Consider the following 25,186-nt stretch of genomic DNA (forward strand, 5'->3'; position numbering starts at 1 on the left):
GCGACCCCGATAACAATCGTAATGATTAAGATCTGCGAGTTCAGATACGCGGAATCGGCTAAGGTCCCAGGGTGAAATTGCTCTTGTAACCCAATATTTCATTGCATTACGCCGCCGCCACTATGGCTAAGAGAAAAGCTCGCGGCTTCGAAAGCGGCTCGGACACGTTGGCAGAAAAGCGAGCGGACTAAGTGCAAGCTGCGCAGACTTAGCGCACATTGATTTCGAGGGTCATCATGAACAAATTGCTCGCGATCCTGTTGCTCGCGCTGTCAATCGCAGGCTGCGAGAAAGAAAAAAGCCAGGAAGTTTCGGAAGACATCAGCGCATGGCGGGTTGCGGAAAGCGACCCGATCGCAACTGTGGGGCATGGCGCGATTTTCAATCACGAAGGGGAAGAAATCAATCCGTCGCCCGAGGCCGTCATCGACGCGCAGAGGTTTTACCTCAAGAAATTATACGGTTTGATGGACGAGCGGCGGCGCGGCGAATTCATCGCGGCCCAGCGCGGCCTGAACGAATTCAAATCCCGGTCCCAGTCTGAAGACATCCTGGCCAACGCCGCGCTGATCGCGCGCTTCATCGATGCGGCAGAACAGCGGGAGGCGCCGTTTTTAGCCAGCAAGAACGCCGCCCTGCTGGCGCGTTTCGTGCGGATAACGGATGATGGAGTTGAGACGAAGGACCCGCCTTCGGGCGGAATCCGTAAGGAGTTCTTTGATTATCTCAGGCGTCAAAATCTGCTGACTTTTTACGCCGCAACGAATGCCGGGGGAGCAAGCTATCTGGAGGAATGCCGCAAGTCGGGCGTGCCGCTGCCGTCGGATTGGGGAAGTCCAAATTGGCAATCGCGCGGCAAATTAAACATGAAGTTCATCAGCAGCGGCATCGAAGCGGAACTGTTCGCAATCGTGAGCGAGTCGCCCCGCGGCGTTTGCTTCGCTTTGCCGAGATCGGCGGGCGACACGATCAGCCTTCTCGGGATCATCTGTCTTGGCGTCGACACAAGCAAATCCTGCTATTGGGACAACCAACGCAACAAGCAGCAATATGATATTCCAAAAAATACGCCTGTTTCGATATCGGGCTTTGCTGGCGGGGCCGACCTGCAGGGCGGCACGGGAGGCGTTTGCACAGACTGTCACGCCGGAGAAAATCCCTACATCGTGCATCCCGCAGAGCCGATGGATCTGGGTTCCAAAATCATTCCCAAGACTTGGCTGGAACCGCTGGTTCATCCGAGCTGGCCGCAAAACCCCGGGCCGACCAACGCTCTGCAGGGAATCACGTTGACTTCAGGCGAGAGTTCCTGCTCCTCCTGTCACGACAGGCCTCCGGGCCGCCGTTTCCCCGAGGTTTCGACGGCGACGCCGGGCTATTGTTCGATCATCCTGCCCAAGGCGATCAAATTCACGATGCCGCCGAGCAATCCTGGCAACAACGCGTCTTACGCCAAGCATAAGGACGCGCTGACCGCCGCCTGCGCACAACCGCCCTCAGGCGGCATCGTCATCAATGGCGCCACCCAAACGGAGCCGACGTCGAGCCGCAGCGACACCGGCGGCGACCTCAGCGCCTGCGCGCCAAGCGGGGACTGTCCGCTTGGATTCTGCTACTGGCGTACGTTACATGGACCGTTTTGGCAAACGACGAAGTCCGAAATCCCGATTGGCGACGCCAATTATCGCGGCGGATTCGCCCGCATCTACGCCGACGGCGGCAAGTGGAAGTGGCGCGCCTTCGTCGATCCCACCGGTGGACCAGCCACCGCGCCGCCGGGCGGAACGGCCGAATGTGTCAATTACAATCAGATTGCCTCGGTTCCAGACCCGAAGAACTGCTACGCAAACATGTTCATTGTTTTCGATCCCGATGGCTCTCGCCTGGCGCAAAACATCGACGCCACCGTCACCGGCGCGGCGTCAGCAAACGTATTGTCGGGTTTTATCGGCAACGTTGCGATCGCCAATGCAGACAAGCGTCCTGACAAGCTCCACGTCTTCGAGACGGCCGGCAAAATCGCATTGCTGCAGGAGCACGCGCCGCCCTCCGGACTCAGACCCATGACCGGCGAATCCTGGACAAACGGATGCGCCGCGTGGTCGCCGCCGTTTGCAGCGACCGAGGTCCTTTCCACGTCGGATGTGCAGCTCGCGCCGTCCGACCAAGCCAATGATGTGCGATGCTACATCACCGGAATCACCGGCGCCTGGGCCAGCACGCGCGACGGCGGAAAAGCTCAACCCTTCGCGGAAATCTATAAGGGGCCGAACAAGGATATCCGGCTGCGCGTCTCGCCCGCAGGAGAAAACGACCGGGTAGGAGCCTATGCGTCGTGCGTTCGTTTGAAGTAAGCGCGGGGTAACGCCCCTCCTTGACATGTAGCCCAAACTCGAGCGCCGAAGCACATCTGCGCATGTGAGGAGGCCAAGCTAAACGAGCGACGCCAACCGAAGCAGCCACGAGGCCAGCGATGGCGCTCACGGTTGACGCGCTGCACATGAGCGGCCCGCCCTCTTGTCGGGCAGACCGCTCACGGCCGGAGATGCAATTTATACTGAAACCCCGTCAGTTAAGCGACCAAGCGCCTGCCCGTGAATTCGTAGAACTACGAACTACGCAGCGCACCCATCCGGCGAGGCGCGCGCGGTAACCACCTAGGAAAAATACTTACCCAATTTGGGCGCCCTCCCGACCCCGCAGGGTAATCCGAATTTAGCCAAAGAGGCGTCTAGCTCTTCCACGGAGCGGAGATAAAATTCCTAGCAGAAGCTAAGAAACGTAGCTTCTTTGAAGCCCGGAGGATTCTTTTATGAAAAAGCTGCTTCTCGTTTCGGCCGCTCTGGCCCTTTCCACCACCTTCGCTCTGGCAGGCGGTCTCGACATCAGCCAGTCGCTGAAGCTGAACCAGACGATCGGCGACACCTCGAAGGGCGGCTTCGCGCTCAATAAGGCCTTCATCGTGCAGGCGCAGGTTCCGGTCAACCCCGGCCACGGCGACATTACGCAGAAGTTGGACGTTGGCCAGAGCATCGGCGACACGTCGAAGGGTGGCACGGCCATCAACAAGGGCACGGTTATCCAGGCTCAGGTTCCGCTGAATTTCGGCGCTCCGTGAGAATAGCTCTGCGGTCTTGAAGTGATCGCGGCCACATCGGCCGCGATCGCATCTCCAAAAATACTGAAGCGACCTGTCGTCGCCATTGACGACGCAAGGGAATAGACGAATGAAATATTGGCTTATTCCCGTCCTTGCTTGCATCGGCCTGGGCCAGGCGCACGCGGGCGACTTCATCAGCGTCAAGCCGAGCTTCATCGGCGTCAACTTCGGCAACAACCCGCTCTTGAGCGCCAAGGCCGGCGTGTCGCTGGGGCAACACAACACCGACAACGCCACCCAGACCAGCCTCGTCAATTTCTACGGCGTCCAACAAGTCGCCATTGGCAAGGCAGGAAGCTCGCTCAGCAACGATACGACGGTCACTCAAGTCGGGAACCAAAGCTACACGGGCGTTGGCCAGCACATTGAGTCTTTGCCTCCTTTGCCATCCGGTCAACCCTAGTTGACCCCGGCGGGCCGATAAATGGACGCAGGACACTGACGATGGCGTGCGGAGGTGGGGGCCATGTTCAAATCAGATTGGCCACATCACGAGCACGAATGGCGCAACTCTAAACGCGCTATTTTAGCTTATCACGTCGGCGGGTGGCGCGAGGGCGAGTCGCCGCTCGACGCCCTCGCCCGGGCTCTCGGCGTTTCGACGCACAATATTCAATTAGAGTCGACCGACTCCGCGGCCGACGAACTTGATCACTTTTCAGCCTGTCTCGGCGAAGACTGGGGCGACTTGTCGGGGCTTAACATCACCGAAAGCGTCGCCCTCGCAATATCGGTGCTCAACGAAAAGCTCCGAGTCATTCCGCCTGAGGTCCGCGCCTTCTTTGATGCGCCGCGCAAGCTCGAGCCTTTACAGACCACCCATATTTTTAACGAGCCACGCGCCCGCTTGAATTGTGGCTCGGTTCCATACAGGAGCGAGCCACGGAACGGGTAGCCTTATTTACCGAGCGCTTATTTCGAAAAGGCTCGTTTGACGGCGATGGGCAGCAGTTCAGCCAATAGCTCGCGCGCTCGATCAACGGGCATTTCCGCCTTCTCTGCCATCTTGCGGAGGTCCCTCCAGCCCATGAGCTGCAACGCCTCGACGGAGTTGATGGGGAGGGGGCGATCTGAATCCCAGGAACGCACCTTGCCGATGAAGCCGGCGCTTTCAAAGCGCCGCCTCACTTCGTCAATTCCACCCTCGGACTTAATGTAATCCTGCAGCAGGCCGAGCACTTTATCCCGTTCGTTCCGTTCGACCGTAACGATAACGGCTGAGGCCGGAACAAATGCGAAGGAGAAAAACTCGAAGAGGCGATTGATCCAGTTCATGTCACCCTCTAGCTTCATGCAACGGCTTCGGTTAACTGCCCCCATTATTGGGGCCAGAATAGGTCGCGTTCCTTGTGACTTCGTAAATGCCGGCCCGGTTGCAGCGACTGATTCCGATCTCGTGGCAATCTTTGCATGTGGCGACCTCGCCCTTGCGAACTTGTGCGCCGGCCTCGGCCCATTGCTTCTAGGCCAACCAGGCGCCGGAGCCCGATACGCGCGAGGTCCTTGCCGGGAGCGCCCACAGCGCGAACCTCGCGGAGAAGTGGTTCAAAGGTTGTCGACAGCGACCGCCTGTGCGCCACTTCAGCTTGGCTTAAGCTTCGGGGAAACTGCTCACCTGAAACAACGAAGCGTGCCGTTTGGCATGCGAGTGGCTGGATGGCCGGTCCTTCTGAGGCACCAATCCTGATTTTGGCCGCCGAACACGCAATAACCCCACGCATTGCGGTGCCCGTTTGGACCGCAGCCGCCCAACGCCAAAGCAGGCGTAGCTACCGAAGATAACGAGGCCGAAAGAATTGCGGCGCAAAGCACAGCGGACAAATTCTTCATGATCCACCTATTTTTTTCGCCATCGTCACAAATGGCGATTTCGATGTTATCATGAGGAATTAACCTGGCTAGGTCAGGTAAAATTTTCAGTCAGGAGGCTTACCCGGCCTCTCGCCGTTCTCAAGAGAGATTGAAGTCCGCCGCTCGCGCGCTCGCGTCGGAAGGGTTCCAGCGTGCTTGCAATGAGCAAGACAGCCGGCGCGACGAGAGCAAGATTGCTGCGCTCTTTGTCACGTCCGCACGAAACAAGGCTCGCAAGCCTGCCGGGGTTTGCCTGAAAAAGGAAGACAAACACCTTAGCCAGCTACACTTCTGCTTAAGCAGCGTCACAGTGGGTAGTCGCGAATAGGATCGATGCCGGCCTCTGCAAGGAATTTACGCAGGGCTGCAACCTCGTCTTTTGAAAGGCTATGGTGGGTGTCGTGAAACCCATGTGCGACGCCATTCAACGTGACCAACAAATGGTTGTGCCGGCTATGGGTGACTTCAGCGCCAAGTTCTTCCAGCAATGATTTGACGATCTGCGGATCGATATTGCTGCTCATAGGGTGCGAAAACAAGGCATGCAGAGCTGTCCGATGCTTATGGTTCATTCGCGTTCCCTTCTTACCGCAAGAGTCCTTTCGTAATTAATTGCATGACGCAGATGCGATCCGCTGCAACAAAGAGACGTGGCCTCTCCACAGAGCCTGCTGAGCACAGCGGCAAAAAATCGCAACATGCCCCGGGGCCGAGTTGCTAATTGCGAGGGGCGACCGTTGACGATCTGCTTTGAGCAAACATAGGGCCACGCCCTGGTTTAGAGGCGCGTTAGGGTCACCGCGAGAATTATGACCATAGCCAGCATGCAAATTGGAATGAGCCATCCCATTCGAACCTCCCTGGGCTGAGGGCCGTCTACTTGCTTTAGGCACTGCACGCGATCATCCCAACTGAGCGGCCGGTTTCTGTCAAGCGCTACCGGTTCAACCCTGGCTGCCAAGGTGAAGAACCCCGTCCGAGCAAGCCTCAGCAAGGCACTCGACATGGGCTTGAGAGCGAGGCCGATATCGGTTCGCGTTCGCTAGCGTATTGATCCTTCACTTCGCGCTTGCATCCTGTTCCACACCCACGCGCCGGTGTAGCCGATGACATAGCCGAACACAGCTGTCATCAGGACGAGTGTCGCTGCCGCCGAAGGATTGAAAGGCCCGATCACGATGCTAAGACGGATCATGTGCGCCCACAGGATGAAGTCATAGATCGCCTGACCAACTCCTGTGGCGACCAGGACCGACCACACGAGGTGCCATCCTCCGAGCAGCGCGGCTCCGACTAAACCGACCCTATTCTTGTCCGCCATCGTCTCCTCCCCTCCCCCCTCGATAGTGAGAAGAGTTAGCGCGGTTGTGAAAGGCGCAGAGGTACGATGCCGGTAGATGCACCCTGTGCAGTCCCTCTATGACTGGAGCGAAACGGCTTTGACGCTTATCGGTAGACTTTTGGTTTGGTGGACCTTTGGGCGGCGTCGCACAGCCCACGCCGTGGCAGTTCAACTCGTGATCCTCCCCCGCAAGCGCTTTGATCAATAACTGCATGAGGCTGGGTGTATGGGGGGCAAAGAGACCACCGCCCGCTTTCGCTACGCGGAGCGATGCTCCCTTATCGGACTTAAGCTGCTAAGCCCACAACCTCAGATGTCTGTCATTCGATGAGTTCCGCGCCATCATAATTGTTCTTCCTGGCCAAATAGCGGCCCCGTGATGGCAAAGGCCAATGACTACTCTCAAACCAACCGTTTTGACGCTGGCGCTTTTAGTAACGCCTACAGCTGTCGCGGCACAAGGCTTCGCTCAGTTCGGATTCAATCCGACTGTTCTAGCGCCATCGGCACGACTCTGGCTGCCACAGGGAGGCATAATAATCGTACCTCCGCAGAGGGCAGTACGATGGGGTGCAGCCCCGTTGGGACGAAGGATCTATCCCGCAGTGCGCATCTACAGCTACAAACCGTTTATTGACGAGAAACCTTGATTTCAGCAACTCTCATCAAGTCTCGTGACCGAGACGGCCTGCTGCTGCTGCCTCGGAGCGGGCACGGTTCAGGGCAATGATCAGGCTGAAACTGATCCAGTGCGGAAAGTACGACGCAACCCCGATCGGAGGCGCCGCTAGCGCCATGGCTCAGCGTAATTGATCTGATCGGCATCCGCTGATAGGTCCAATTGGAGTATGCGCGTGTCGGACATGGCTGCATCGCAGCGAGCAGGTTCTTGTTGCAAGTCAGAAAGAGGTTCGGACTGCCAAGCCAACCTGATTAAGCTTCCGTTCACCGTCTCGTCGATGCCCTGTTCGCTCCTGGCATAGAATAATTTATGATTTTCCAGTCGAGCTCTCCCCCGCTTCACGAAAGGCGAGTCACAGAGTTCAAATTGGAAAGAGCAAAATGCAAAAATACCTCGGTGTTTTTGTGATTGGTGGAATAGTAGGCTTTGCCTGCGCGACCACCTTCAGCCCGAAGGTGGTCGTCAGCCAAAACCCTGTGCAAGCAGCCCCGGCTCTGACGATTGCAGTCGACGATCCACCCAATGAACACGTCCGGCACATGCGTGTCCATAAGACACCCACAGAGATAGAGGAAGCCCCGAAAGCGAGCCAAGCTTCGGCTGCCGATGAGCAAGCCAAACTATCAGTCGATGAAACACCCACCGGTTTGATCAAGCACTCCAAGCCCAGGAAGGTTAAGCTCGCTTCAAACAAGAAAAGGAAGATTGAAGGCGAGCAGGAGGCGGCCACCGAACAAGCGCCTCCAACTGAAATCGAAAGTCCACCTCCTCGTGGGTTTTTCGAGACACTGTTTCAAGGCAATTTCACTAACCCGCGTTGATTAGAGCGGATAGGCTCATTCACGCGGCCGCCTTTGCCGCGAGTCTCATCTCACTTTGTGACGGTAAGCGAAACGCGCTGCCCTTGCCCACTGGTTTCCGTTGCATCGCCTGAGCGTTCGACGCGATCGCGTCTGACTACCTGGGCGGTTATGTGCGATTTGTAGCCGCTGCGCGACAGCGCGCGAATGACGCTGTTCGCGCGAGCCCTCGAGAGCTTTAAGCCCGGCGCTCCTTTTGTGAATCCGTCGACATAGGCGTTCACGGAAATTCTGAGCTTCGGTCGCTGCGCCAAAATATTCGCAATATTTTGCAACTGCTCAGCAGACGCGGGGGTCAATATGGCGCTCGTCGGGCCAAAGCCAATCTTATCGAGATCGAATTCGCTGGAACCGACTGACTCCTGTTTTAAAAAATCAGCGAGTCTTGTCTCGACGCTGAAGGCGGGAATGAGGGTTTCCTTGTTGCTCTGAACCTTCATCTGCTCGCCGCTATCGAGGCTGCGAGTCATGGGCTGCACTGGCGTCGCGTGGCCTTGCTCTCCCCGCGCCACAAGTTCTGACGACGAGGGCGACGACGCCGGCTTAGCAGGCGTTGCGACGGCGCCTTTCGACGGGCTTACGGCCGCTTCGCTCGCTTTCGTCGGAACAGGTTCATCGAGAGGCGGAGGCGATATCCTTTCCGATTGCGCCGAAAACGCTGTCTCGGGCGAGACCGTCGTCGCTTCGCTCTTATTGAGCCACCATGCCGCACCCCCCATGACGAGAATTACCGCAGCAGCTGAGAGCAAGGAAAGTTGTGAATGAAATGCTCCACCCATGTTTGCCGACGCAGCGATCGGTTGACTGATCGTTTCGGCCGCAGCCGCTCCGGTCGATGGCGGAAGTGCGCTCTGCAACGGCGCGATCTCCGGTGGCTCGGCCGACTTTTGATTTTTGACCTCGATCTCGCGAGCGCAAGGATCCTCGCAGCCCGAGGGCTTCACGTCATTTTCGTCCGGGACGACCGGGACATGCTCGATCGGTGCGGACAGAGCCTGCTGTTGCGCGCCGCCAACGATGGGCGGCTCCTCGGTTGGGGTGTTCCGCTCGCGTGCAAAGATTGTTTGCAGGCGCCCGCGCGCGATCGACGCCGAGGTGTCACTCATGCCGCCCTCCGACCTAACAATCTGCCAAGGAGACCCTGCCTCTTTGTGGGGGTATCGAAAGCTGTGCCGGCGCCGCACAACCGCCGCGCGGCCTCAGCATAGGCGCGGGCTGGAGCGCTCGCGGGCTTATGCAGCGTGATGGGTGAGCCGAGATTCGAAGCGGATAAAACCTCTTCGCTTTCAGGCACGACGCCGAGAAGCGGGAGGGCCAAAATCTCGACGACGTCGTCGACGCTCAACATGTTTCTGTGGGCGGCGCGGCCGGCGTCATAGCGTGTGAGCAGCAAATGCTTCTCGAGTTGCTCGCCTCTCTCGGCGCGTTCGGTCTTGGCGTCGAGCAGGCCAACAATTCGATCGGAATCGCGCACCGAAGAAACTTCGGCGTTGGTGACGATGACCGCGATGTCCGCGAAGCGCATCGCCAAAGTAGCCCCAACTTCGATTCCCGCCGGGCTATCGCAAATAACCCAGTCGAATTGCTCGCGCAGCTCGTCGACGACGCGGCGCACGCCGGATTCTGTGAGGGCATCCTTGTCCTGCGTCTGCGAGGCTGGCAGGAGATGCAAATTGTTAAGGTCTGCGCAAGGGATCAGCGCATCGTTCAGCTTCGCGTCGCCTTGCATCACGTTAATGAGGTCGTGGGCGACGCGCTGCTCCACGCCCATCACGAGATCAAGGTTCCGCAGGCCAATGTCGAAATCGACAACGACGACCTTCTGGCCCGCTTGGGCCAGAGCGGTTCCGAGAGCGGCGGTTGACGTCGTCTTTCCAACGCCTCCCTTACCGGAGGTAACGACCACAACTTTGGGCATGTGTTGCGCCTCTCAGTCAAACCTTGCGATTCTGATCTTCTGGTCCTCCAACCAAACTTGGACGGCCTGGCCGACGAGATTCGCGTCAATTTTTTCCGCCGTCATATAGACGCCGTTGACGGCTATGAGTTCGGCTTCGAGCCGGCGGCAAAAAATGCGGGCGCGCGCGTCGCCGTAGGCCCCCGCCATGACTCGTCCGCGTGCGGTTCCGTAAATATGGATCGATCCGCCGGCGACGACCTCGGAGCCCCAGGCGACCGAACCGATCACCGTCACGTCGTTCCTGCAAACGATAGATTGTCCGGAGCGCACCGGCTCTTCTACGACAAGCGGCGCGACGACCGCCGCGGGGGCGCCAGCATAGTCGGGCGATGAACGTCTTTGTTCCGCCTGCGGTCCGTTTCGAGTTTCGGCCGTCTCGTCGAAGCCGAGCGGTTCCTCTCGAGCAATCGCACCGGAGGTCCCGTCGCTTGAAGTTGCGAGGCCTGGTTTGCCGACGGTTGCAGGGGCGCGACCGCAGCTCAGGATTGGAGGAAGATCATCCGACGCCCACGACGAATCTAAGCCTGAAAGGCCTATGATGCGAATGCGTCGCCGAGACAGGGATTCTACCAACGCCATCAAATCGGCGCGCCCGATGCTCAGTTTCGACACGTCGACGACGATCGGCTTCTTGGCGAACGACACCGGGAAGCGCGCCAAATATTCGTCGAGCCGGACGATCCAGTCGGGGACCGGCGCTTCCGGCTCGAGCGCGAGAAGAGGAAAGGACAGGCCTCGAAATCGGATGTGCTGAGCGAAAGATTGTGTCATGTCCGACTCTCGACGGGATAGAAGAGTTTCGCCTCGATATGGTTAACTGAGTGTTAACGCCTTGTCTTCGAGGCTTAAATTGTGTCGCAAACGCCAATTCTGATTTGTGGGCGATGCATCGGGGACGCACGCGACCCTTCGTCGAGCGCGCGGAAGGCAAAGAAATACTTCGAATGTCGAGATTTGAAGAATCAATCCGGTCGTGTCCAATCGCAATTGCGTTGGTGATTTGAGTGCGCTCGGAAATCTTTCGAGCGGCGCCTTGTCATCTTTCATGGCGCGCAGATCGTGTCGCGAAGATGCAATTCGGCCTGGGGCAGCCTTGCTCTTTTGTATGCCTTCGCGCCGACTCGCGCCAAGCGGCCTTCGTCTCGCGTCGTTTAATTGCCACCTGCTTTTTCGATGAATGTCGCTTTCATCTCGCTGGCCCTCGTCGTGGCTAAGGTTTGTTCTCGCTCGCCGGAGAAGGACAGCGCGTTGCAAGCGACGCTTGGCGGGAAAAAGCCGTCGACCAGAGCTTTGGCTTGGGTCACCACTTCGCTGCGTTGATTCGATTCGCGCGTCGAGGGAGGTTCTTTGCAGGCAAACATGTCGCCGGGAGGATAAATAAAGACGATCCACCCAGGCCCGAACGTCCGTATTTCCAACCGGTGGCCCCGGTAATATTCTATTTCTTCCGCCATCGTCTTTCTCGCATTTAACCCCGCCCACGAGGCGATGAGCATGACTTCCCTGGCGCGGCCGACAACCGACCGCCGGGGGCGTGGGATGATCCCGTTGTGGCTTATGTCGCGTATTCTGGTTTCGAGAACTTGTGAACGCCTCGAAGGTCACAAGTCTCGATGGCTTTGGCAAGCTCTGGCGCCAACTGGCGCAGGCCCATCTTTGCTCTGTGATCGTCAAACTGCATCGTACTCTCGCCCTTGAGCGCCTCTGCTAATCCCATTGATCGAATAAAGGCGGCGAGCGCGACGTAGCTGTCGTCAGCCCTGCTTCGGGGCGGCATCGTCGCGACAGCTCTGTCCCGAAGCTCGGTCAGCTTACCCTCGACGTAGTCCATTGCTTCGGGCCTCAGGACCTTGTGCAAGGTTCGATAGGTCACGAGCGCAGCCAAGGCGAAGCGGCTGTCCTGGGTCAAGCCATATCGCAACGCACAGACGACCAAGATGTCATAGAGTTTCCGCCGGTCCTCGCTCATGTCAGGCGGCCCTTTATTGGAGGGGAAGGGATTTGCAGCCGCGTCCGCGCGTCGCCGACAGCAGCGTGGCCGATAGATCGTTCGGCGACCCGCGACGCCCCGGCTATCGTCTTCATAATATCGCCTGTCATCATGGGACCATTGCTTATGCAAAAGCGCGTCAGCGTTTGGAGCGAAGATTGCGTGCGAATCAACAAAAAAAATATCCCTCTCCTTTGAGACAAGATAAGGGCGTCAACCAACCACGCCATTCGCACATACAGAGCGTGCTGACGATCGCCACATAAGCGTTCAAAGCGGAACTATCGCTGCGCGCTCACCGAATTGCACAAGGTTCCCGGTTTTGGTTGATGCTGCGCGGGAAGCGGGATTCTCGCTTTGCCGACGAGCAGGGAAAGCCTCTCGCATGTTACCGAGCCGGGGAGCTCGAGCGGATCAAGGTTACGTCTTGGATCCGCAGCGATGGTTCAGGAGCATGGGCGAGCTGGAGCTTCTGCATCACACAAGGGCAGTTCCGCCGCGATTCTACTGCTCGATTATATGAATTTCGCGGGCGCTGCGTTGATGGCCAAATTTGAAAGTGTTTTTCAACGTCGGCAAACTCGCGGTTCTTCGGGTTTTCATCTGCGCGGGCTTCCTAGTCGGGAGTGAAGGCTTCGATCTGATCTCAAACGCTTCGGCGCGATTCGGAATCCAGCACAAGCCCGCCAACCGCGTTCTATACAAATAAAAGATGTTAAGGCGGGCGCGGGCCGAGTCGAAAACCCAGTTCGACCTGCGGCCGTCAAGGAGCAAGATGCACTTCGAATGACGAGCGGGGACGCGACAACGTTAAATGCGCAGTGCCAAGGTCGTCGAGCTGATCAAGAGCGACGCCAAGAGAATGAATCCAGATCTCGTATTTCCGACGAGCCCTACCGTCGGAGTGAAAGCCTACGCATCGGTGAAAACGACGGAGAAGGCTGGCCACGACGACAGAGTTGAAGCGATGCTGCACGGCTGTGGCTACGACGGGATTATCTCGCTGTGCTGCTGCGCCTGTCCTAGCTGGGCCATCCTCGCCAGTCAGCACCCGGTCGAGTTGACGCCGCGCGTCTCATCGCCCAGTCACGAGGTTTGCCGCACGACTGGCGGAGACACAGGAAATCAGGGGGTTAGCTGGCTGGGGGACCTGGATTCGAACCAAGATTAACGGAGTCAGAGTCCGCTGTTCTACCGTTGAACTATCCCCCAACGGGTTCGGCTTTTTGCGCCGAAGCGAGACGTGATCTAGAGAGAGCCGCGCGCGCTGTCAACCGCCCCGCCGCGGGATCGCGCCGCCGGACCAAGAGCCAAGCCCGGGCGGGCGGCCCCTTGCGGGCGGGTCCGCAATCCTGCATTTAGGATAGTGACGCGAATGGGGTCGCGCGAGCGGCGAAGGCGCGAGAAACCGGTTATCGCGGGAGCATGAACTTGGCAGGGACCGAGCGGCCCGCGCGTGCGGAGCCAGGTCTGGAGGCAATGGTGGCGACACGGACGCAGGCCCGTGTCGCGGCCGCGGATGCGGCCGGCCCGGGTCCCTCGGCCACCTGGCCCGGCCATACTTACGCGGCGCTCGACCTCGGAACGAACAATTGCCGGTTGCTCATCGCGCGCCCCGAACGTCGGCCGCGCCGCCGCAATTCCGATTTTCTCCGCGTCGTCGACGCCTTTTCGCGGATCGTGCGGCTCGGCGAGGGCCTCGGCCGCGCCGGGCGAATCAGCGAAGCCGCCATCGAGCGCACCATCGCCGCGCTCGACGTCTGCCGCGCCAAGATGGAGGCGCGGAGCGTCACGCGCGCCAGGCTCGTCGCCACCCAGGCCTGCCGGGGGGCCGCCAATGGCGAGGAGTTCGTCGCCCGCGTCCGCGAGCGCACCGGCCTCGAGCTCGAGGTCATCGACCGGGAAACCGAGGCGCGCTTCGCGGCCCGCGGTTGCGGCTCGCTCGCCGACCCCCACGCGGCCAGCGTGCTCCTGTTCGACATCGGCGGGGGCTCGACTGAGCTCGTCTGGCTCACGCGCTCGCCCGTTTCCGGCGAGGCCCGCGAGCTGCACAGCTGGACCTCTTTGGAGCTCGGCGTGGTGACGCTCGCCGAGCATTTTGGCGGCCGGCTGGTCGACGCCCGCACCTTCGCGGCCATGAAAGAGCACGCGCGTGCGGCCCTGGTCCATTTCGTCGACGAAACCGCAGAGATCGCCCGCTGCTCGCGCTTCCATCTTCTCGGCACCTCCGGCACGGTGACGACGCTCGCGGGCGTGCACCTCGGGCTCGAACGCTACGATCGCTGGCGCGTCGACGGGCTGTGGATGAGCGACGCCGAGGCGACGCGGGCGATCGAGCGGCTGCGCGCCATGGATTTCGACGAGCGCGTGGCGAACGGCTGCATCGGTCCGCAGCGCGCCGATCTCGTCCTCGCGGGCTGTGCGATTTTCGAGGCCATCCGCGAGATGTTTCCAGCGACGCGCACCCGAATCGCCGATCGCGGGCTGCGCGAAGGCATGCTGCTGGAGCTGATGGAAGCCGACGGCGTGCTCGGCGCTTGAGCGCCCCCAGGCTCGACGGGACCAGGCTGAAACTTCACAATAGGCGCTGATTCGCCAAAGGCTTTCGCCTTGAACCGCGAGCGGGCGCCCCGATGACCGACGAATTGAACGCGCCGCTTGGCGGCAAGCCGAGACCGCCGCGCCGGGCGCGCGCCTTGCGCGGCTCGCCGCTTACCCTCGCCGCCAGCGCCCTCATGGCGGGGGGCGTCGCCGCGCTCTACCTTGCTCCCGTCGATCCGGGCGGGGGGCAACCCTACGCCCTCGCCCGAATCGAGCCCGCGCCGGACCCGCCCTCTGGCGCGCCGCCGCCGGCCGCCGTGCGCCCGTCGGAAACCCCACAAGGGGACAACGCCGCCGCGGACATGGAATTCGTTTCCGGCGTCAAGGTCACCCGCCGCGGCGAGGCCGGGTCGGCCCGAATCATCCGCGTCGAACCCGCTTCCGGCGCGCGGCTCGCGCCCGCGCCGGATCGCCGGGTGACCGAAAAGGGCCGCTACGGTCTGCTGCCAAAGATCGGGGACGACGGGGCGCGGCCGATGGACGTCTACGCCCGCCCCTTCGTGGCCCGCGCGGCGCTCAAGGCCGGCGCGCCGCGCCTGGCGATCGTCGTCGGCGGCGTGGGGCTCAATCCGCAATCCTCGCAGGCGGCGATCGAAGAGCTTCCCGAGGACGTGACCCTGGCCTTCGCGCCCTATGGCGCTGAGCTCAATCGCCTCGTCGCGCAGGCCCGCGGGCGCGGCCATGAAGCCCTGTTGCAGGCGCCGATGGAGCCTTTCGACTATCCGCAAAACAACCCGGGGCCGCATACGCTCGTCACTGGCGCAGGCGACGGCGGCGCGGACGATCTGGACTGGCTGATGAGCCGGTTTGCGGGTTATGCTGGCGTCATGAATTATCTTGGCGGACGCTTCACGGCCGATGAGACGGCCATGTCTGTCGCATTGGGCGAGATCGCCCGGCGCGGGCTGTTCTATCTCGACGACGGGCTGTCTCCGCAGTCGCAAGCCGCTGGAATCGCAAAGAAATTGGCGGCCCCTTACGCGAAGGTCGACATTGTCGTCGACGCGCGCGGCGCGCCGCAGGCCATGGATGCGGCCCTGGCGCGGCTGGAGGCCGTCGCGCGTGAGAAGGGAGTCGCCATCGGCTTCGCCAACGCCAGCTCGGCGGCGATCGCGAGAATCGCGCCTTTCGCGCGCGATCTCGAGCGCCGCGGCGTTGCGCTCGTCCCGGTATCCGCCGCCCTGGCCCCGCGCAGCGCCGCGGCCGCCGCGAGCGACACCCGATGAACGCGCCGGACACGCGCTACCGCCCCTGTGTCGGCGTCGCTCTGTTCAACGCGCAGGGCCTCGTTTTCGTCGGCCATCGGAAAGCCAAGGGCGCCTTCGATCAGGTGGCCGAACCCTATATGTGGCAGATGCCGCAGGGCGGGATCGACGAGGGCGAAACGCCGTTCCAAGCGGCGATCCGCGAGCTCTACGAGGAAACGAACGTCTCCAGCGTCGAATTTCTCGCCGAAGCGCCGGCCTGGCTCTCCTACGACTTGCCCCCGGACGCCAAGAAGCGCTGGAGCGGCAAATACATCGGCCAGTCGCAGCGCTGGTTCGCCCTGCGTTTTCTCGGGGTCGACAGCGAAATTGACATTCACGCCCCCGGCGGCGGCGGCCACAAGCCCGAGTTCGACGACTGGCGATGGGAGAGGCTCGAGACTCTTCCCGATCTCATCGTGCCCTTCAAGCGGCAAGTCTACCGCGACGTCGTCGAAGCGTTCTCGCCTTTCGCGGCGCGTTGATCCGGCGCCTCAAAACTGCCAAGACCTGGTCCTATCAGGCTTTTTTGGAATAGTCCTTGTTGATGCAGGGCCGCGTTGGCGCGCGGGCCTGGACCGCGAGCCCGATTTTGAAGAACGCATTCGCTCATCGCGCGCGCCACATCGCCGCGCCCTACGCCGTCGCGGTCCTGGCCGCGGCCGTCGGCACCGCCGTTCCTTATTTCTACGGCGGCATCTTCGCCGAACGCCCTTTTATCCTCTACTTTTTCTTGGCTATTCTGACGACGGTCGTCGCGGGGCCGGCCCCCGGCGCTTTGAGCACGATTCTCGCCGCGATCAGCGGCGCATACTTCTTCCTCGAGCCGCGGGGTTCGCTTCAAATCGGCGCCGACGCCGATGTTCTGCGCGTCGTGGTTTTCATAGCGTTCGGCTTCGTCTTCGCACTCGGGGTCGGGTGGTATGGCGCGCGACAGCGCACGCTGGTCGCAGCCGAAATCGGACGCACCCGCAGCCTCCTGCGGGAAGAAACCAACGAGACGCTGCGCGAGAGCGAGGAGCGGTACCGTCGATTGTTCGAGACCAGCCGGGACGGCATCGTGACGATCGATTTGGATAGAAGAATACAAGACGCCAATGCGGCTTTCGTCTCGATGTTCGGTTATGAGCTCGAGGAATTACGGACGATGGGGTGTCACGACCTTACGCCTGAAAGCTGGCGGGACGCCGATGAGCGCATCATGCGAGAGCGCATTCTGCCCCTCGGCGACTCCGGCGAATACGAGAAGGAGTGCATACGCAAGAACGGCTCGGTCTTCCCCGTTAGCGTGCGTTCCTGGCCCATCCACGACGGACAGGGAAACGTCGTCGGCGTGCGCGCCTTCGTGCGCGACATCACCGAACGCAAACGCGCCCAGGAGGCGCTGAGAACGGCGGACCGGCGCAAGGACGAATTCATCGCCACGCTGGCGCATGAGCTGCGCAATCCCTTGTCGCCGATTCGCAACGTCATTTACGTCTTGCGCCACGACGGGGCTTTGACGCGTCAGCGCGACAAGGACCTTCTCGCCATGGCCGAACGCCAGGTCGAGCACTTGATTCGCCTCGTCAACGAGCTTCTGGATTTCTCGCGCATCTCGCGCGGGAAAATCGAACTGAAGAAAGGAGCGATCGACCTCCGCCAGGTCCTTCGGCACGCCATTGAGACGGCGCAACCCGCTATTCAGGCGGGCGGTCACGCGCTGCAGGCGGAGTTCCCCTGCGTACCCCTTACTGTCGACGGCGACGTCGTTCGACTGACCCAGGTCTTTACCAATCTGCTCGACAACGCCGCCAAATACACCGAACATGGCGGCACGATCTCCCTCGCCGCCGAAAGACGCGAGAATGACGTCGTCGTCACGGTCAGAGACACGGGCGTCGGCATTCCCCCGGACATGCTTCCACATATTTTCCACTATTTCGCGCAGGTCGACAGGACCCTCGGGCGCGCGAAAGGCGGGCTCGGGATCGGTCTCGCGCTGGTGCGCACCCTCTTGCATCTGCATGGCGGCGCAGTGGAGGCGCAAAGCGACGGCGTCGGCTGCGGCAGCGTCTTCGTCGTCCGTTTGCCAGCGGCGCCCGGGGAAGCGGCGCGCCCTGCGGCGCCCAGGCGCGCGCCAGCGCGGGAAGCGCGCCGTGCCCTTGTCATCGACGACGAGAGGGATGTGGCCGACAGTTTCGCTGCGCTGCTTGGAGAGCTTGGAGCGGTCGCCAAGGCGGCCTATTCCGGAGAGACGGGGCTTGCGCGCGTCGTGGAATTCGAGCCGGAAATTGTCCTGCTCGACCTCGGCATGCCCGGCCTCGACGGTTTTGAGACCGCGCGCCGCATTCGCGCTTTGCCCAGGGGCCGCGACATCCTCCTGGTCGCGCTCAGCGGCTGGGGAAAAGACCAGGTGGACGCGCGGGTGCGCGCAGCCGGTTTCGACCGGCATCTCACCAAGCCCGCGGAGCTCGAGGCGCTCGACGCGCTGCTCGGGGCCTGCGCGACTCAGCAGGTCGCCCTCGCCGCGGTGGGCGAGTAAGTTGCGGATCAGGCCTGTCGTACGAGCCGCGCCGCGAAAAACCCGTCTATGCCGGCAAGTCGAGCGTCGTCATTTGGCCAATAGCAGGGGAGCGTGCGCAGATCGCCGTCGCGGTTGACGAATTCCGCCGGGACGCCGTCCTCGGACTTTACCGGCTCACGCCGAAAGTCTGGATTGCGCCGCAGGAAGCTTGCGATCTGCTGCTCGCCCTCCTCCGGCTCGAGCGAACAGGTGCAATAGACGATGCGCCCGCCCGCCTTCGTGAGCAATGCGGCGCGAGCGAGCATTTTCGTCTGCAACGCGGCGAGCGCGTCGATGTCGCCGGGCTTCTTGGTCCAGGGCACGTCGGGATGGCGGCGCGCCGTGCCGGTCGCCGAACAGGGCGCGTCTATGAGAATGGCGTCGAAGGGCTGCGCCTGATAGCCGGTCGCGTCGGCGACCGCGACGTCGGCGCGCAACCCGAGGCGCGCAAGATTGGCCGCGAGGATCTTGAGACGCTCGGCCGAACGGTCGAGCGCCACCACATGGGCGCGCGCCAGAGCGAGCTGCGCCGTCTTGCCGCCCGGCGCGGCGCACATGTCGAGGATGCGTTCGTCTGGCTTCGGGGCGAGGAGTCGCGCGGGCAGCGCCGCCGCCGCGTCCTGCACCCACCATTCGCCTTCGTCATAGCCGGGAAGTTCGGTGATGGGCGCATGCGTGCGCAGCCGCACGGAGCCGGTCGGCAGCACGACGCCGTCGAGGCGCTCGGCCCAGTCTTCCGGATCGGATTTGACCGACAGATCCAGCGGCGGCTCGCGCATGTGCATGGCGGCGATGGCGCGGGCCGTCTCCTCGCCATAATGCTTGCGCCAGCGCTGCAGGAGCCAGGCGGGGCTATCGAAATCGCCGCTCGCCGCGAGTTCCAGAAACTCTTCGCGCCGGCGCAGCAGATTGCGCAGCACGCCATTGACCAGTCCCGAATAGGGGCTGGTCTTCGGTTCGAGCTTGGTCGCCCGGACCGCGAGGTCGATCGCCGCATGGTCGGCCGCGTCGAGGAAGAGAAGCTGTGCGGCTGCGGCGATCAGCGTGAATTCGAGCCGGCCGGCCTGACGCGGCAGACCCGTCTCCAGAAGCGCAGCCAGCGCATGGCGAATGACGCCGAGGCGGCGCAGCGCGACAGTGGCGATGGAGCGCGCCAGCGCGACGTCGCGGGCGTCGAGGCCCGTCAGACGGCTCGGCACGGCCTGTGGGGAGAAACATTCATCCAGGCGATGCCCGCCCTGCGCCACGTCGGCGATAATCGCCGCGGCGGCGAGGCGCGCCGGAAGGCCAGGAATCTTCGCGGCCTCCGCCTCGCGGGCGGCTTCCGCCGGAACGAAACCCTGCCTTGTCGATTGACGCCCTGTTTTCGGCCGCCCGCGGAATGATCTACTATCGCTCAAGCGGCCGTCTCCGCTGCCCCGTCTGGCGAAATCATAGCACAAGCCGGCGTCGGCGGGCGAGAACCTCGGTGGTAGCCATGTCCGAGACAGCAAAAACAAAAGAACCTGCAGCGGCGCCCGAAGCGGATCGCCGTTTGTCCCCCGCCGCGCGGCGCGCGCTGGCCGAGGCCGAAGCGCGCCGGCGAGCCGCCGCCGCCGATCGACCGCCGGAGGAGCTCGGCGGCCGCGGCGGGCTCGATCCCGCCCGCTACGGCGACTGGGAGGTCAAGGGATTGGCGAGCGATTTCTAAAAAAACGCGTCAGCCGACCCCATACGCCCGAAACCAAGCGAGCATCCGCCCCCAGGCGTCTTTCGCCTCCTGCTCCCGGTAGCTCGCTCGGTAATCGGCGAAGAAGCCGTGCGGCGCGTCGTCATAGACCATGATGTCCGCCGGCGCGCCCGCTTCGGCGAGCCGCTGCATCATCTGCTGCACCAGGTCGAGCGGAATGCTGGGGTCCGCGCCGCCGTAGAGGCCGAGCGTCGGGACCTTGATTTCCCCCGCGACGTCGATCGGCCAGCGCGGCTGCTCTTGCGTGTGCGGGCCGTCGAGACGGCCGTACCAGGGAACGCAGGCCGCAAGCTCCGGACGATGCGCGGCGTAGAGCCAGGCGATGCGGCCGCCCCAGCAGAAGCCGGTGATCGCTGCGCGCTTCGGGTCGGCGTCGCGACTCTCCGCAAAGGCCAGCGCCTCATCGAAGACCGCCATCGTTTCCGGGTCCGGGGCGCGGGCGACAATGGCGCGGATCGCGTCGACGTCAGGCGCCGCCATGGGGTCGCCGTAGCGAATGAGATAGTCGGGCGCGACAGAGAAATAGCCGAGCTTGGCCAAACGGCGGACGATGTCGCGAATATGTTCGTGCAGCCCGAAGATTTCCTGCGCCACCAGAACCACCGGCAGATCCCGGCCGCCCTCGGGCAGCGCGTAATAGGCCGGGGAGCCGCTGGGCAGAGTGGCGAGACCGGCCTCCAGTCCCTCGGCGCTGGTGTGAACGACATGGGCCGAAATCGCGCCCGCCGCGGCGGCAAAGCCTTCCTCTCGAGACCCTTGCGTCATGGCGGCTCCCTCCCCTGCTGCGCGCCCCTTCAGAAGATAGGTTGGGCGTCCCGCCGCGCGACGGCGAGCCTAAACGATTTTGCGGCGCAAAACTCGGCCTTCTCATCCTGCCCAAAAAAGCGTATATGGCCGCTCCGTTTGCGGAAGGACGCCCTTTCGCGCTGAGAGGGCTTTGTCCGTGTTTGCCCGGAAGCTTGTCGTCGAGCGGCCCCTCCCCCCTCGCGCGTCCTGCGACGCGCCCGACTGTTTTTCCAAAAGGAACGCTTTATGACCCAGCAGATGGGGGCGGAGCCGCGCGCCGCCGCAGGAGCGGCCGGCCATCATGAACAGGGGCATGAGCACGGCAAGGGGGGATTTCTCGGTCTCATCGTCGGCTCGATCGGAGTCGTTTACGGCGACATCGGCACGAGCCCGCTTTACGCTCTACGCGAGTCGCTCGCCCATGAGGCGCAGGCCGACGCATTGACGGAAGAAGGCGTTATCGGCTCGATCTCGCTATTGATCTTCGCGCTGATTTTCACCGTCACGATCAAATATATTTTCTTCGTCATGCGCGCCGACAACCGCGGCGAAGGCGGCATTCTCTCGCTGATGGCGTTGGCGCAGACGGCGCTCGGCCGCCAGACGCGAATCGCCTTCCTGCTCGGCGTCGGCGGCGCGGCGTTATTCGCCGGCGAGGCGATGATTACGCCGGCGATCTCGGTGCTCTCCGCCATTGAGGGCCTCGAACTGGTGACGCATCGCTTCAGCGAATATGTGATGCCGATCACCATTTTCATTCTGGTGACGCTGTTCTGGGTGCAAAGCCACGGCACGGCGCGGGTCGCCGCCCTGTTCGGGCCGATAATGCTGGTGTTTTTCCTCACGCTCGGCGTGCTCGGCGCGTCGCATATCGCCGACGCGCCGCAGGTGGTCGGGGCTTTCGATCCGCGCCGCGGCGTCGTCTTTCTCCTCACCCATGGCTGGCTCGGCTTCGCCGTGCTCGGCTCCGTTTTTCTGGCGGTCACGGGCGTCGAGGCGCTTTACGCCGACATGGGCCACTTCGGCCGCCGCCCGATCCAGTTCGCCTGGCTGTTCTTCGTATTGCCGGCGCTGCTCTTGAATTATCTGGGCCAGGGGGCGCTGGTTTTGTCGCGGCCGGAGGCGGTCGGCAATCCATTCTTTCTGATGGCGCCCGACTGGCTGCTGCTGCCGCTCGTCATCCTCTCGACCCTGGCGACGACGATCGCGGCGCAAGCGGTCATCACCGGCGCGTTTTCGCTCTCGCGGCAGGCGATCCAGCTCGGGCTGCTGCCGCGCCTCGAAATCACCCACACCTCCGCGATGCTGGAAGGCCAGATCTACATCGGCCGCATTAATCGCCTGCTGCTGGTCGGCGTGCTGCTCCTGGTCATCGCCTTCAAGAGCTCGTCGGCGCTCGCTTCCGCTTATGGCATCGCCGTCACGGGCACCATGGTGCTCTCCACCTCATTGCTCTTTATCGTCGCCTGGCGCAAATGGGGCTGGCCGCTCTGGCTCGCGATCGTCTTCGCGGCCTCCTTCCTCATCGTCGAATTCACCTTCCTTGCCGCGAACATGCTCAAGATCAAGGAGGGCGGCTGGGTGCCGTTGGTGCTCGGCGGCTGCGTGATGATTGTCATGTGGACCTGGGTGCGCGGCACGCGGCTTCTTGCGGAAAAGACCCATCGCGACTCTATTCCGATCATGGATCTGATCGGCATGCTGCAGAAATCGAAACCGACCCGGGTGCCGGGAACAGCGATCTTTTTGACCAGCGATCCCAAGGTGGCGCCGGCGGCGCTCATGCACAACATCAAGCACAACAAGGTGCTGCACGAACGCGTGCTGATCATCTGCGTGCGCACCGAGAACCGCCCGCGCGTTGCGCCCGAAAAGCGCTTCGAGCTGCAGAAGCTCTCCGACGACTTCGCCAGCGCCGTTCTGCATTTCGGCTTCATGGAAAGCCCGCGCGTGCCGGCCGCCTTGGCGCTGATGCGCAAGTCGGGCTTCAAATATGACATCATGACGACGAGCTTCTTCCTCGGCCGGCGCACAATCAAGGAGAGCGCGGCGTCCGAGATGCCCGTCTGGCAGGACAAGCTCTATGTCGCCTTGACGAAGCAGGCGGCGAACGCCACGGACTTTTTCTCGATCCCCTCCGACCGCGTCGTCGAGCTTGGCGCGCAGGTCACGATCTGAGGCGGGACGCGCTCCTTGTAAATTGTCGCAATGAAGCGGTCTACGGATTAAGCCGTTCATCGCGTGGAGATGTTGTTGCTGCTTAAGCGCGGCTCGGGAATTAGGGGCGCGACCACGATTTTTGCACGCGCGCCGCCTGCGCCGAAATTAGTTAATCCCGCGGTCACGGGTTCGAGTTCCAGCGGAGCGTCACGATGAAACATGAACGGATCGGGGCCCAGGCGACGGACGACGCCGCGACAGATTCGGGGCATGCCAGACATTCATCGGCCGGACTGATCCTCGGTTCAATCGGCGTGGTTTTCGGCGACATCGGCACGAGCCCGCTCTATGCGCTGCGCGAGTCGCTTTCCCATAGCGTGAAGGCCGACCTGCTGACGGAGGAGGCGGTGATCGGCGCGATCTCGCTGCTGATCTGGGCCCTGCTGTTCACCGTCACCCTCAAATATGTTCTGTTCCTGATGCGCGCCGATAACCGTGGCGAAGGCGGCACGCTGTCGCTGATGGCGCTGGCCGAATCGTCTGTCGGCGGCAGGTCCGCCGCCATCTTTCTCCTGGGCGTCGCCGGCGCGGCGCTCTTCTCCGGCGACGCCATCATCACCCCGGCGATTTCTGTCCTGTCCGCGGTCGAGGGCCTCGAACTCGTGACCCATCGCTTCAGCGATTACGTCGTGCCGATCACGCTCGTTATCCTCATCAGCCTGTTCTGGGTGCAAAGTCACGGCACGGCGCGCGTCGCCAGCTTCTTCGGGCCGATCATGGTCGCCTTCTTCGCCGCCATCGGCGGGCTCGGCGCGATGCATATCGCCGACGCGCCGCAGGTGCTCACGGCCTTCGACCCACGTTCGGGCGTGAGCTTCCTCCTGGAGCACGGCTGGCTCGGCTTCGCCGTTCTCGGCTCGGTCTTTCTCGGCGTCACGGGCGCGGAGGCGCTTTACGCCGACATGGGCCATTTCGGACGCTTCCCAATCCAGGCGGCGTGGCTCTGTTTCGTGCTGCCCGCGCTGCTCCTGAATTATCTCGGCCAGGGCGCGTTGATGCTGTCGCGGCCGGAGACCGTCGCCAATCCCTTCTTCCTGCTCGCGCCCGACTGGGCGCTGCTGCCGCTGGTGCTGCTGGCGACGGCGGCGACCGTCATCGCCAGCCAGGCGGTGATCACCGGCGCTTTTTCGATCGTCCGCCAGGCGATCCAGCTCGGGCTTCTGCCGCGCCTCGACATCACCCATACCTCGGCCATGCAGGAAGGGCAGATTTACATCTCGCGTGTCAACCGGCTGCTGCTCCTGGGCGTGCTGCTGCTCGTCATCGCCTTCAGAAGCTCCTCGGCGCTCGCCTCCGCCTATGGCATCGCGGTGACCGGGACCATGGTCGTGACGACGGCGCTGGCCTTCGTCGTCGTCCGCTATCACTGGAAATGGCCGCTCTGGACGAGCCTCCTCGTCATCGCGTCGTTTCTTGCGGTCGACGGCGCCTTCCTGACAGCCAATCTCTTGAAAATCGTCGACGGCGGCTGGGTCCCGGTGGCGCTCGGCGGCTGCTCGATGATCGTCATATGGACGTGGGTGCGCGGCACGCGGCTTCTCAACGAGAAGACTCACCGCGATTCGATACCGATCATGGAGCTCATTCCCATGCTCGAGAAATCGAAGCCGATGCGCGCGCCCGGCACGGCGATCTTTCTGACCAACGACCCCAACATCGCGCCCGCCTCGCTCATGCACAACATCAAGCACAACAAGGTGCTGCACGAACAGGTGCTGCTCCTTTGCGTGCGCACCGAGAACTGCCCGCGCGTGCCGGTCGGGAAACGTTTTGAAATCGAGCGGCTGTCATCGGATTTTGCCGTCGCCACGTTGCATTTCGGCTTCATGGAAAGCCCGCGCGCGCCGGCCGCCCTCGCCCTGATGCGCAAGGCGGGCTTCCAATATGACGTCATGACGACGAGCTTCTTCGTCGGCCGGCGCACGGTAAAGGAGAGTCCCTCCTCCGAAATGCCGCCCTGGCAGGACAAGCTCTATGTCTCGCTCACCAAGCAGGCCTCCAGCGCGCCCGACTTCTTCGCCATCCCGCCCGACCGCGTCGTTGAGCTCGGCGCGCAAGTGACAATTTAGCGCAGCCGCCACCAAGCCGCACCCTGGCCCAGCCCGGCGCGCGACGGCCGCCTTCCCCGTACGGGGGAGGATGGCGGCGGCAGGTCTGCTCGAGGCGCATCGCCGCCGCGGCGAGGCCAGCGCTTCCGAACCGGGACGCAAAAGGAG

24 protein-coding genes and 1 tRNA gene are annotated in these 25,186 nt (G+C 62.3%); 13 read left to right on the plus strand and 12 right to left on the minus strand.

What is annotated here, in order from left to right:
• Nucleotides 1–245: 245 nt before the first annotated feature.
• From ACETII_RS02645 to ACETII_RS02660, 4 genes are all read left to right on the plus strand, one after another.
• Nucleotides 246–2,354 carry a hypothetical protein gene (locus ACETII_RS02645; protein ID WP_472786999.1) on the plus strand — a complete coding sequence of 703 codons (2,109 nt, stop codon included), beginning with the start codon at nt 246–248 and terminating at the stop codon, nt 2,352–2,354.
• A gap of 458 nt (nt 2,355–2,812) precedes the next feature.
• Nucleotides 2,813–3,118 (plus strand): hypothetical protein, encoded by a 306-nt coding sequence (locus tag ACETII_RS02650; RefSeq protein ID WP_363349484.1) that lies wholly within the window; start codon nt 2,813–2,815, stop codon nt 3,116–3,118.
• Nucleotides 3,119–3,227: 109 nt separating this feature from the next.
• Nucleotides 3,228–3,563: a hypothetical protein gene (locus ACETII_RS02655; RefSeq protein WP_472787000.1), complete on the plus strand. Its 336-nt coding sequence runs from the start codon at nt 3,228–3,230 to the stop codon at nt 3,561–3,563.
• A 63-nt stretch (nt 3,564–3,626) separates the two neighbouring features.
• Nucleotides 3,627–4,055 (plus strand): hypothetical protein, encoded by a 429-nt coding sequence (locus ACETII_RS02660; protein ID WP_472787001.1) that lies wholly within the window; start codon nt 3,627–3,629, stop codon nt 4,053–4,055.
• A 17-nt stretch (nt 4,056–4,072) separates the two neighbouring features.
• On the opposite strand, the gene ACETII_RS02665 is transcribed toward ACETII_RS02660, so the two are convergent.
• From ACETII_RS02665 to ACETII_RS02680, 4 genes are all read right to left on the minus strand, one after another.
• Nucleotides 4,073–4,435: a hypothetical protein gene (locus ACETII_RS02665; RefSeq protein ID WP_472787002.1), complete on the minus strand. Its 363-nt coding sequence runs from the start codon at nt 4,433–4,435 to the stop codon at nt 4,073–4,075.
• Nucleotides 4,436–4,771: 336 nt separating this feature from the next.
• The gene (locus ACETII_RS02670; protein ID WP_472787003.1) at nt 4,772–4,990 is read right to left on the minus strand and encodes a GCG_CRPN prefix-to-repeats domain-containing protein; all 219 of its coding nucleotides are present in this window, start codon (nt 4,988–4,990) and stop codon (nt 4,772–4,774) included.
• Nucleotides 4,991–5,316: 326 nt separating this feature from the next.
• Nucleotides 5,317–5,583 (minus strand): hypothetical protein, encoded by a 267-nt coding sequence (locus ACETII_RS02675; protein ID WP_472787004.1) that lies wholly within the window; start codon nt 5,581–5,583, stop codon nt 5,317–5,319.
• 470 nt (nt 5,584–6,053) lie between these two features.
• A complete protein-coding gene (locus tag ACETII_RS02680; RefSeq protein ID WP_363349490.1) occupies nt 6,054–6,332 on the minus strand; it encodes a hypothetical protein in 279 nt (92 codons plus the stop codon).
• Between the two features lie 1,083 nt (nt 6,333–7,415).
• Between ACETII_RS02680 and ACETII_RS02685 the strand changes: the two genes are divergently transcribed.
• Nucleotides 7,416–7,856, plus strand: a complete 441-nt coding sequence (locus ACETII_RS02685; RefSeq protein ID WP_472787005.1) for a hypothetical protein — start codon at nt 7,416–7,418, stop codon at nt 7,854–7,856.
• Between the two features lie 50 nt (nt 7,857–7,906).
• On the opposite strand, the gene ACETII_RS02690 is transcribed toward ACETII_RS02685, so the two are convergent.
• The 5 genes from ACETII_RS02690 to ACETII_RS02710 form a co-directional block, all read right to left on the minus strand.
• Complete coding sequence (locus ACETII_RS02690) at nt 7,907–9,001, minus strand: OmpA family protein (protein WP_472787006.1); 1,095 nt, start codon at nt 8,999–9,001, stop codon at nt 7,907–7,909.
• Entirely contained in the window at nt 8,998–9,813 is an 816-nt protein-coding gene (gene minD, locus ACETII_RS02695) for a septum site-determining protein MinD (RefSeq protein ID WP_472787007.1), read from the minus strand. Before minD ends, ACETII_RS02690 begins: the two co-directional genes overlap by 4 nt.
• 12 nt (nt 9,814–9,825) lie before the next feature.
• Complete coding sequence (gene minC, locus ACETII_RS02700) at nt 9,826–10,626, minus strand: septum site-determining protein MinC (RefSeq protein ID WP_363349494.1); 801 nt, start codon at nt 10,624–10,626, stop codon at nt 9,826–9,828.
• Between the two features lie 380 nt (nt 10,627–11,006).
• Entirely contained in the window at nt 11,007–11,351 is a 345-nt protein-coding gene (locus ACETII_RS02705; protein ID WP_472787008.1) for a hypothetical protein, read from the minus strand.
• A 59-nt stretch (nt 11,352–11,410) separates the two neighbouring features.
• On the minus strand, nt 11,411–11,824 hold the full coding sequence (locus ACETII_RS02710; protein WP_472787009.1) for a hypothetical protein: 414 nt from the start codon (nt 11,822–11,824) through the stop codon (nt 11,411–11,413).
• An 835-nt stretch (nt 11,825–12,659) separates the two neighbouring features.
• Here ACETII_RS02710 and ACETII_RS02715 point away from each other — a divergent pair.
• Complete coding sequence (locus ACETII_RS02715; RefSeq protein ID WP_472787010.1) at nt 12,660–13,016, plus strand: hypothetical protein; 357 nt, start codon at nt 12,660–12,662, stop codon at nt 13,014–13,016.
• On the opposite strand, the gene ACETII_RS02720 is transcribed toward ACETII_RS02715, so the two are convergent.
• Nucleotides 12,984–13,057 (minus strand) — tRNA-Gln (locus tag ACETII_RS02720). The genes ACETII_RS02715 and ACETII_RS02720 overlap by 33 nt on opposite strands.
• Nucleotides 13,058–13,324: 267 nt before the next feature.
• On the opposite strand from ACETII_RS02720, the gene ACETII_RS02725 reads away from it, so the two are divergent.
• The 4 genes from ACETII_RS02725 (at nt 13,325) to ACETII_RS02740 (ending at nt 18,214) form a co-directional block, all read left to right on the plus strand.
• Entirely contained in the window at nt 13,325–14,386 is a 1,062-nt protein-coding gene (locus ACETII_RS02725; RefSeq protein WP_472787011.1) for a Ppx/GppA phosphatase family protein, read from the plus strand.
• A gap of 92 nt (nt 14,387–14,478) precedes the next feature.
• Nucleotides 14,479–15,672 (plus strand): divergent polysaccharide deacetylase family protein, encoded by a 1,194-nt coding sequence (locus ACETII_RS02730; protein ID WP_472787012.1) that lies wholly within the window; start codon nt 14,479–14,481, stop codon nt 15,670–15,672.
• Nucleotides 15,669–16,175 (plus strand): RNA pyrophosphohydrolase, encoded by a 507-nt coding sequence (locus ACETII_RS02735; protein WP_363349499.1) that lies wholly within the window; start codon nt 15,669–15,671, stop codon nt 16,173–16,175. The genes ACETII_RS02730 and ACETII_RS02735 overlap by 4 nt, the downstream gene beginning before the upstream one ends.
• Before the next feature lie 107 nt (nt 16,176–16,282).
• The gene (locus tag ACETII_RS02740) at nt 16,283–18,214 is read left to right on the plus strand and encodes a hybrid sensor histidine kinase/response regulator (RefSeq protein WP_363349500.1); all 1,932 of its coding nucleotides are present in this window, start codon (nt 16,283–16,285) and stop codon (nt 18,212–18,214) included.
• Nucleotides 18,215–18,222: 8 nt separating this feature from the next.
• Here ACETII_RS02740 and ACETII_RS02745 read toward each other — a convergent pair whose 3' ends face one another.
• Entirely contained in the window at nt 18,223–19,635 is a 1,413-nt protein-coding gene (locus ACETII_RS02745) for an RsmB/NOP family class I SAM-dependent RNA methyltransferase (RefSeq protein WP_472787013.1), read from the minus strand.
• 77 nt (nt 19,636–19,712) lie between these two features.
• On the opposite strand from ACETII_RS02745, the gene ACETII_RS02750 reads away from it, so the two are divergent.
• Nucleotides 19,713–19,925, plus strand: a complete 213-nt coding sequence (locus ACETII_RS02750) for a DUF1674 domain-containing protein (RefSeq protein ID WP_363349502.1) — start codon at nt 19,713–19,715, stop codon at nt 19,923–19,925.
• Between the two features lie 9 nt (nt 19,926–19,934).
• Here the strand turns inward: ACETII_RS02750 and ACETII_RS02755 are convergent, their stop codons facing one another.
• The gene (locus tag ACETII_RS02755) at nt 19,935–20,729 is read right to left on the minus strand and encodes a dienelactone hydrolase family protein (protein WP_472787014.1); all 795 of its coding nucleotides are present in this window, start codon (nt 20,727–20,729) and stop codon (nt 19,935–19,937) included.
• 267 nt (nt 20,730–20,996) lie between these two features.
• Between ACETII_RS02755 and ACETII_RS02760 the strand changes: the two genes are divergently transcribed.
• Both ACETII_RS02760 and ACETII_RS02765 read left to right on the plus strand, forming a co-directional pair.
• A complete protein-coding gene (locus tag ACETII_RS02760; protein WP_363349504.1) occupies nt 20,997–22,928 on the plus strand; it encodes a potassium transporter Kup in 1,932 nt (643 codons plus the stop codon).
• A 194-nt stretch (nt 22,929–23,122) separates the two neighbouring features.
• Complete coding sequence (locus ACETII_RS02765) at nt 23,123–25,039, plus strand: potassium transporter Kup (RefSeq protein ID WP_472787015.1); 1,917 nt, start codon at nt 23,123–23,125, stop codon at nt 25,037–25,039.
• Nucleotides 25,040–25,186: the final 147 nt, after the last annotated feature.

The organism is Methylocystis sp. NC52PC, from assembly GCF_055698645.1.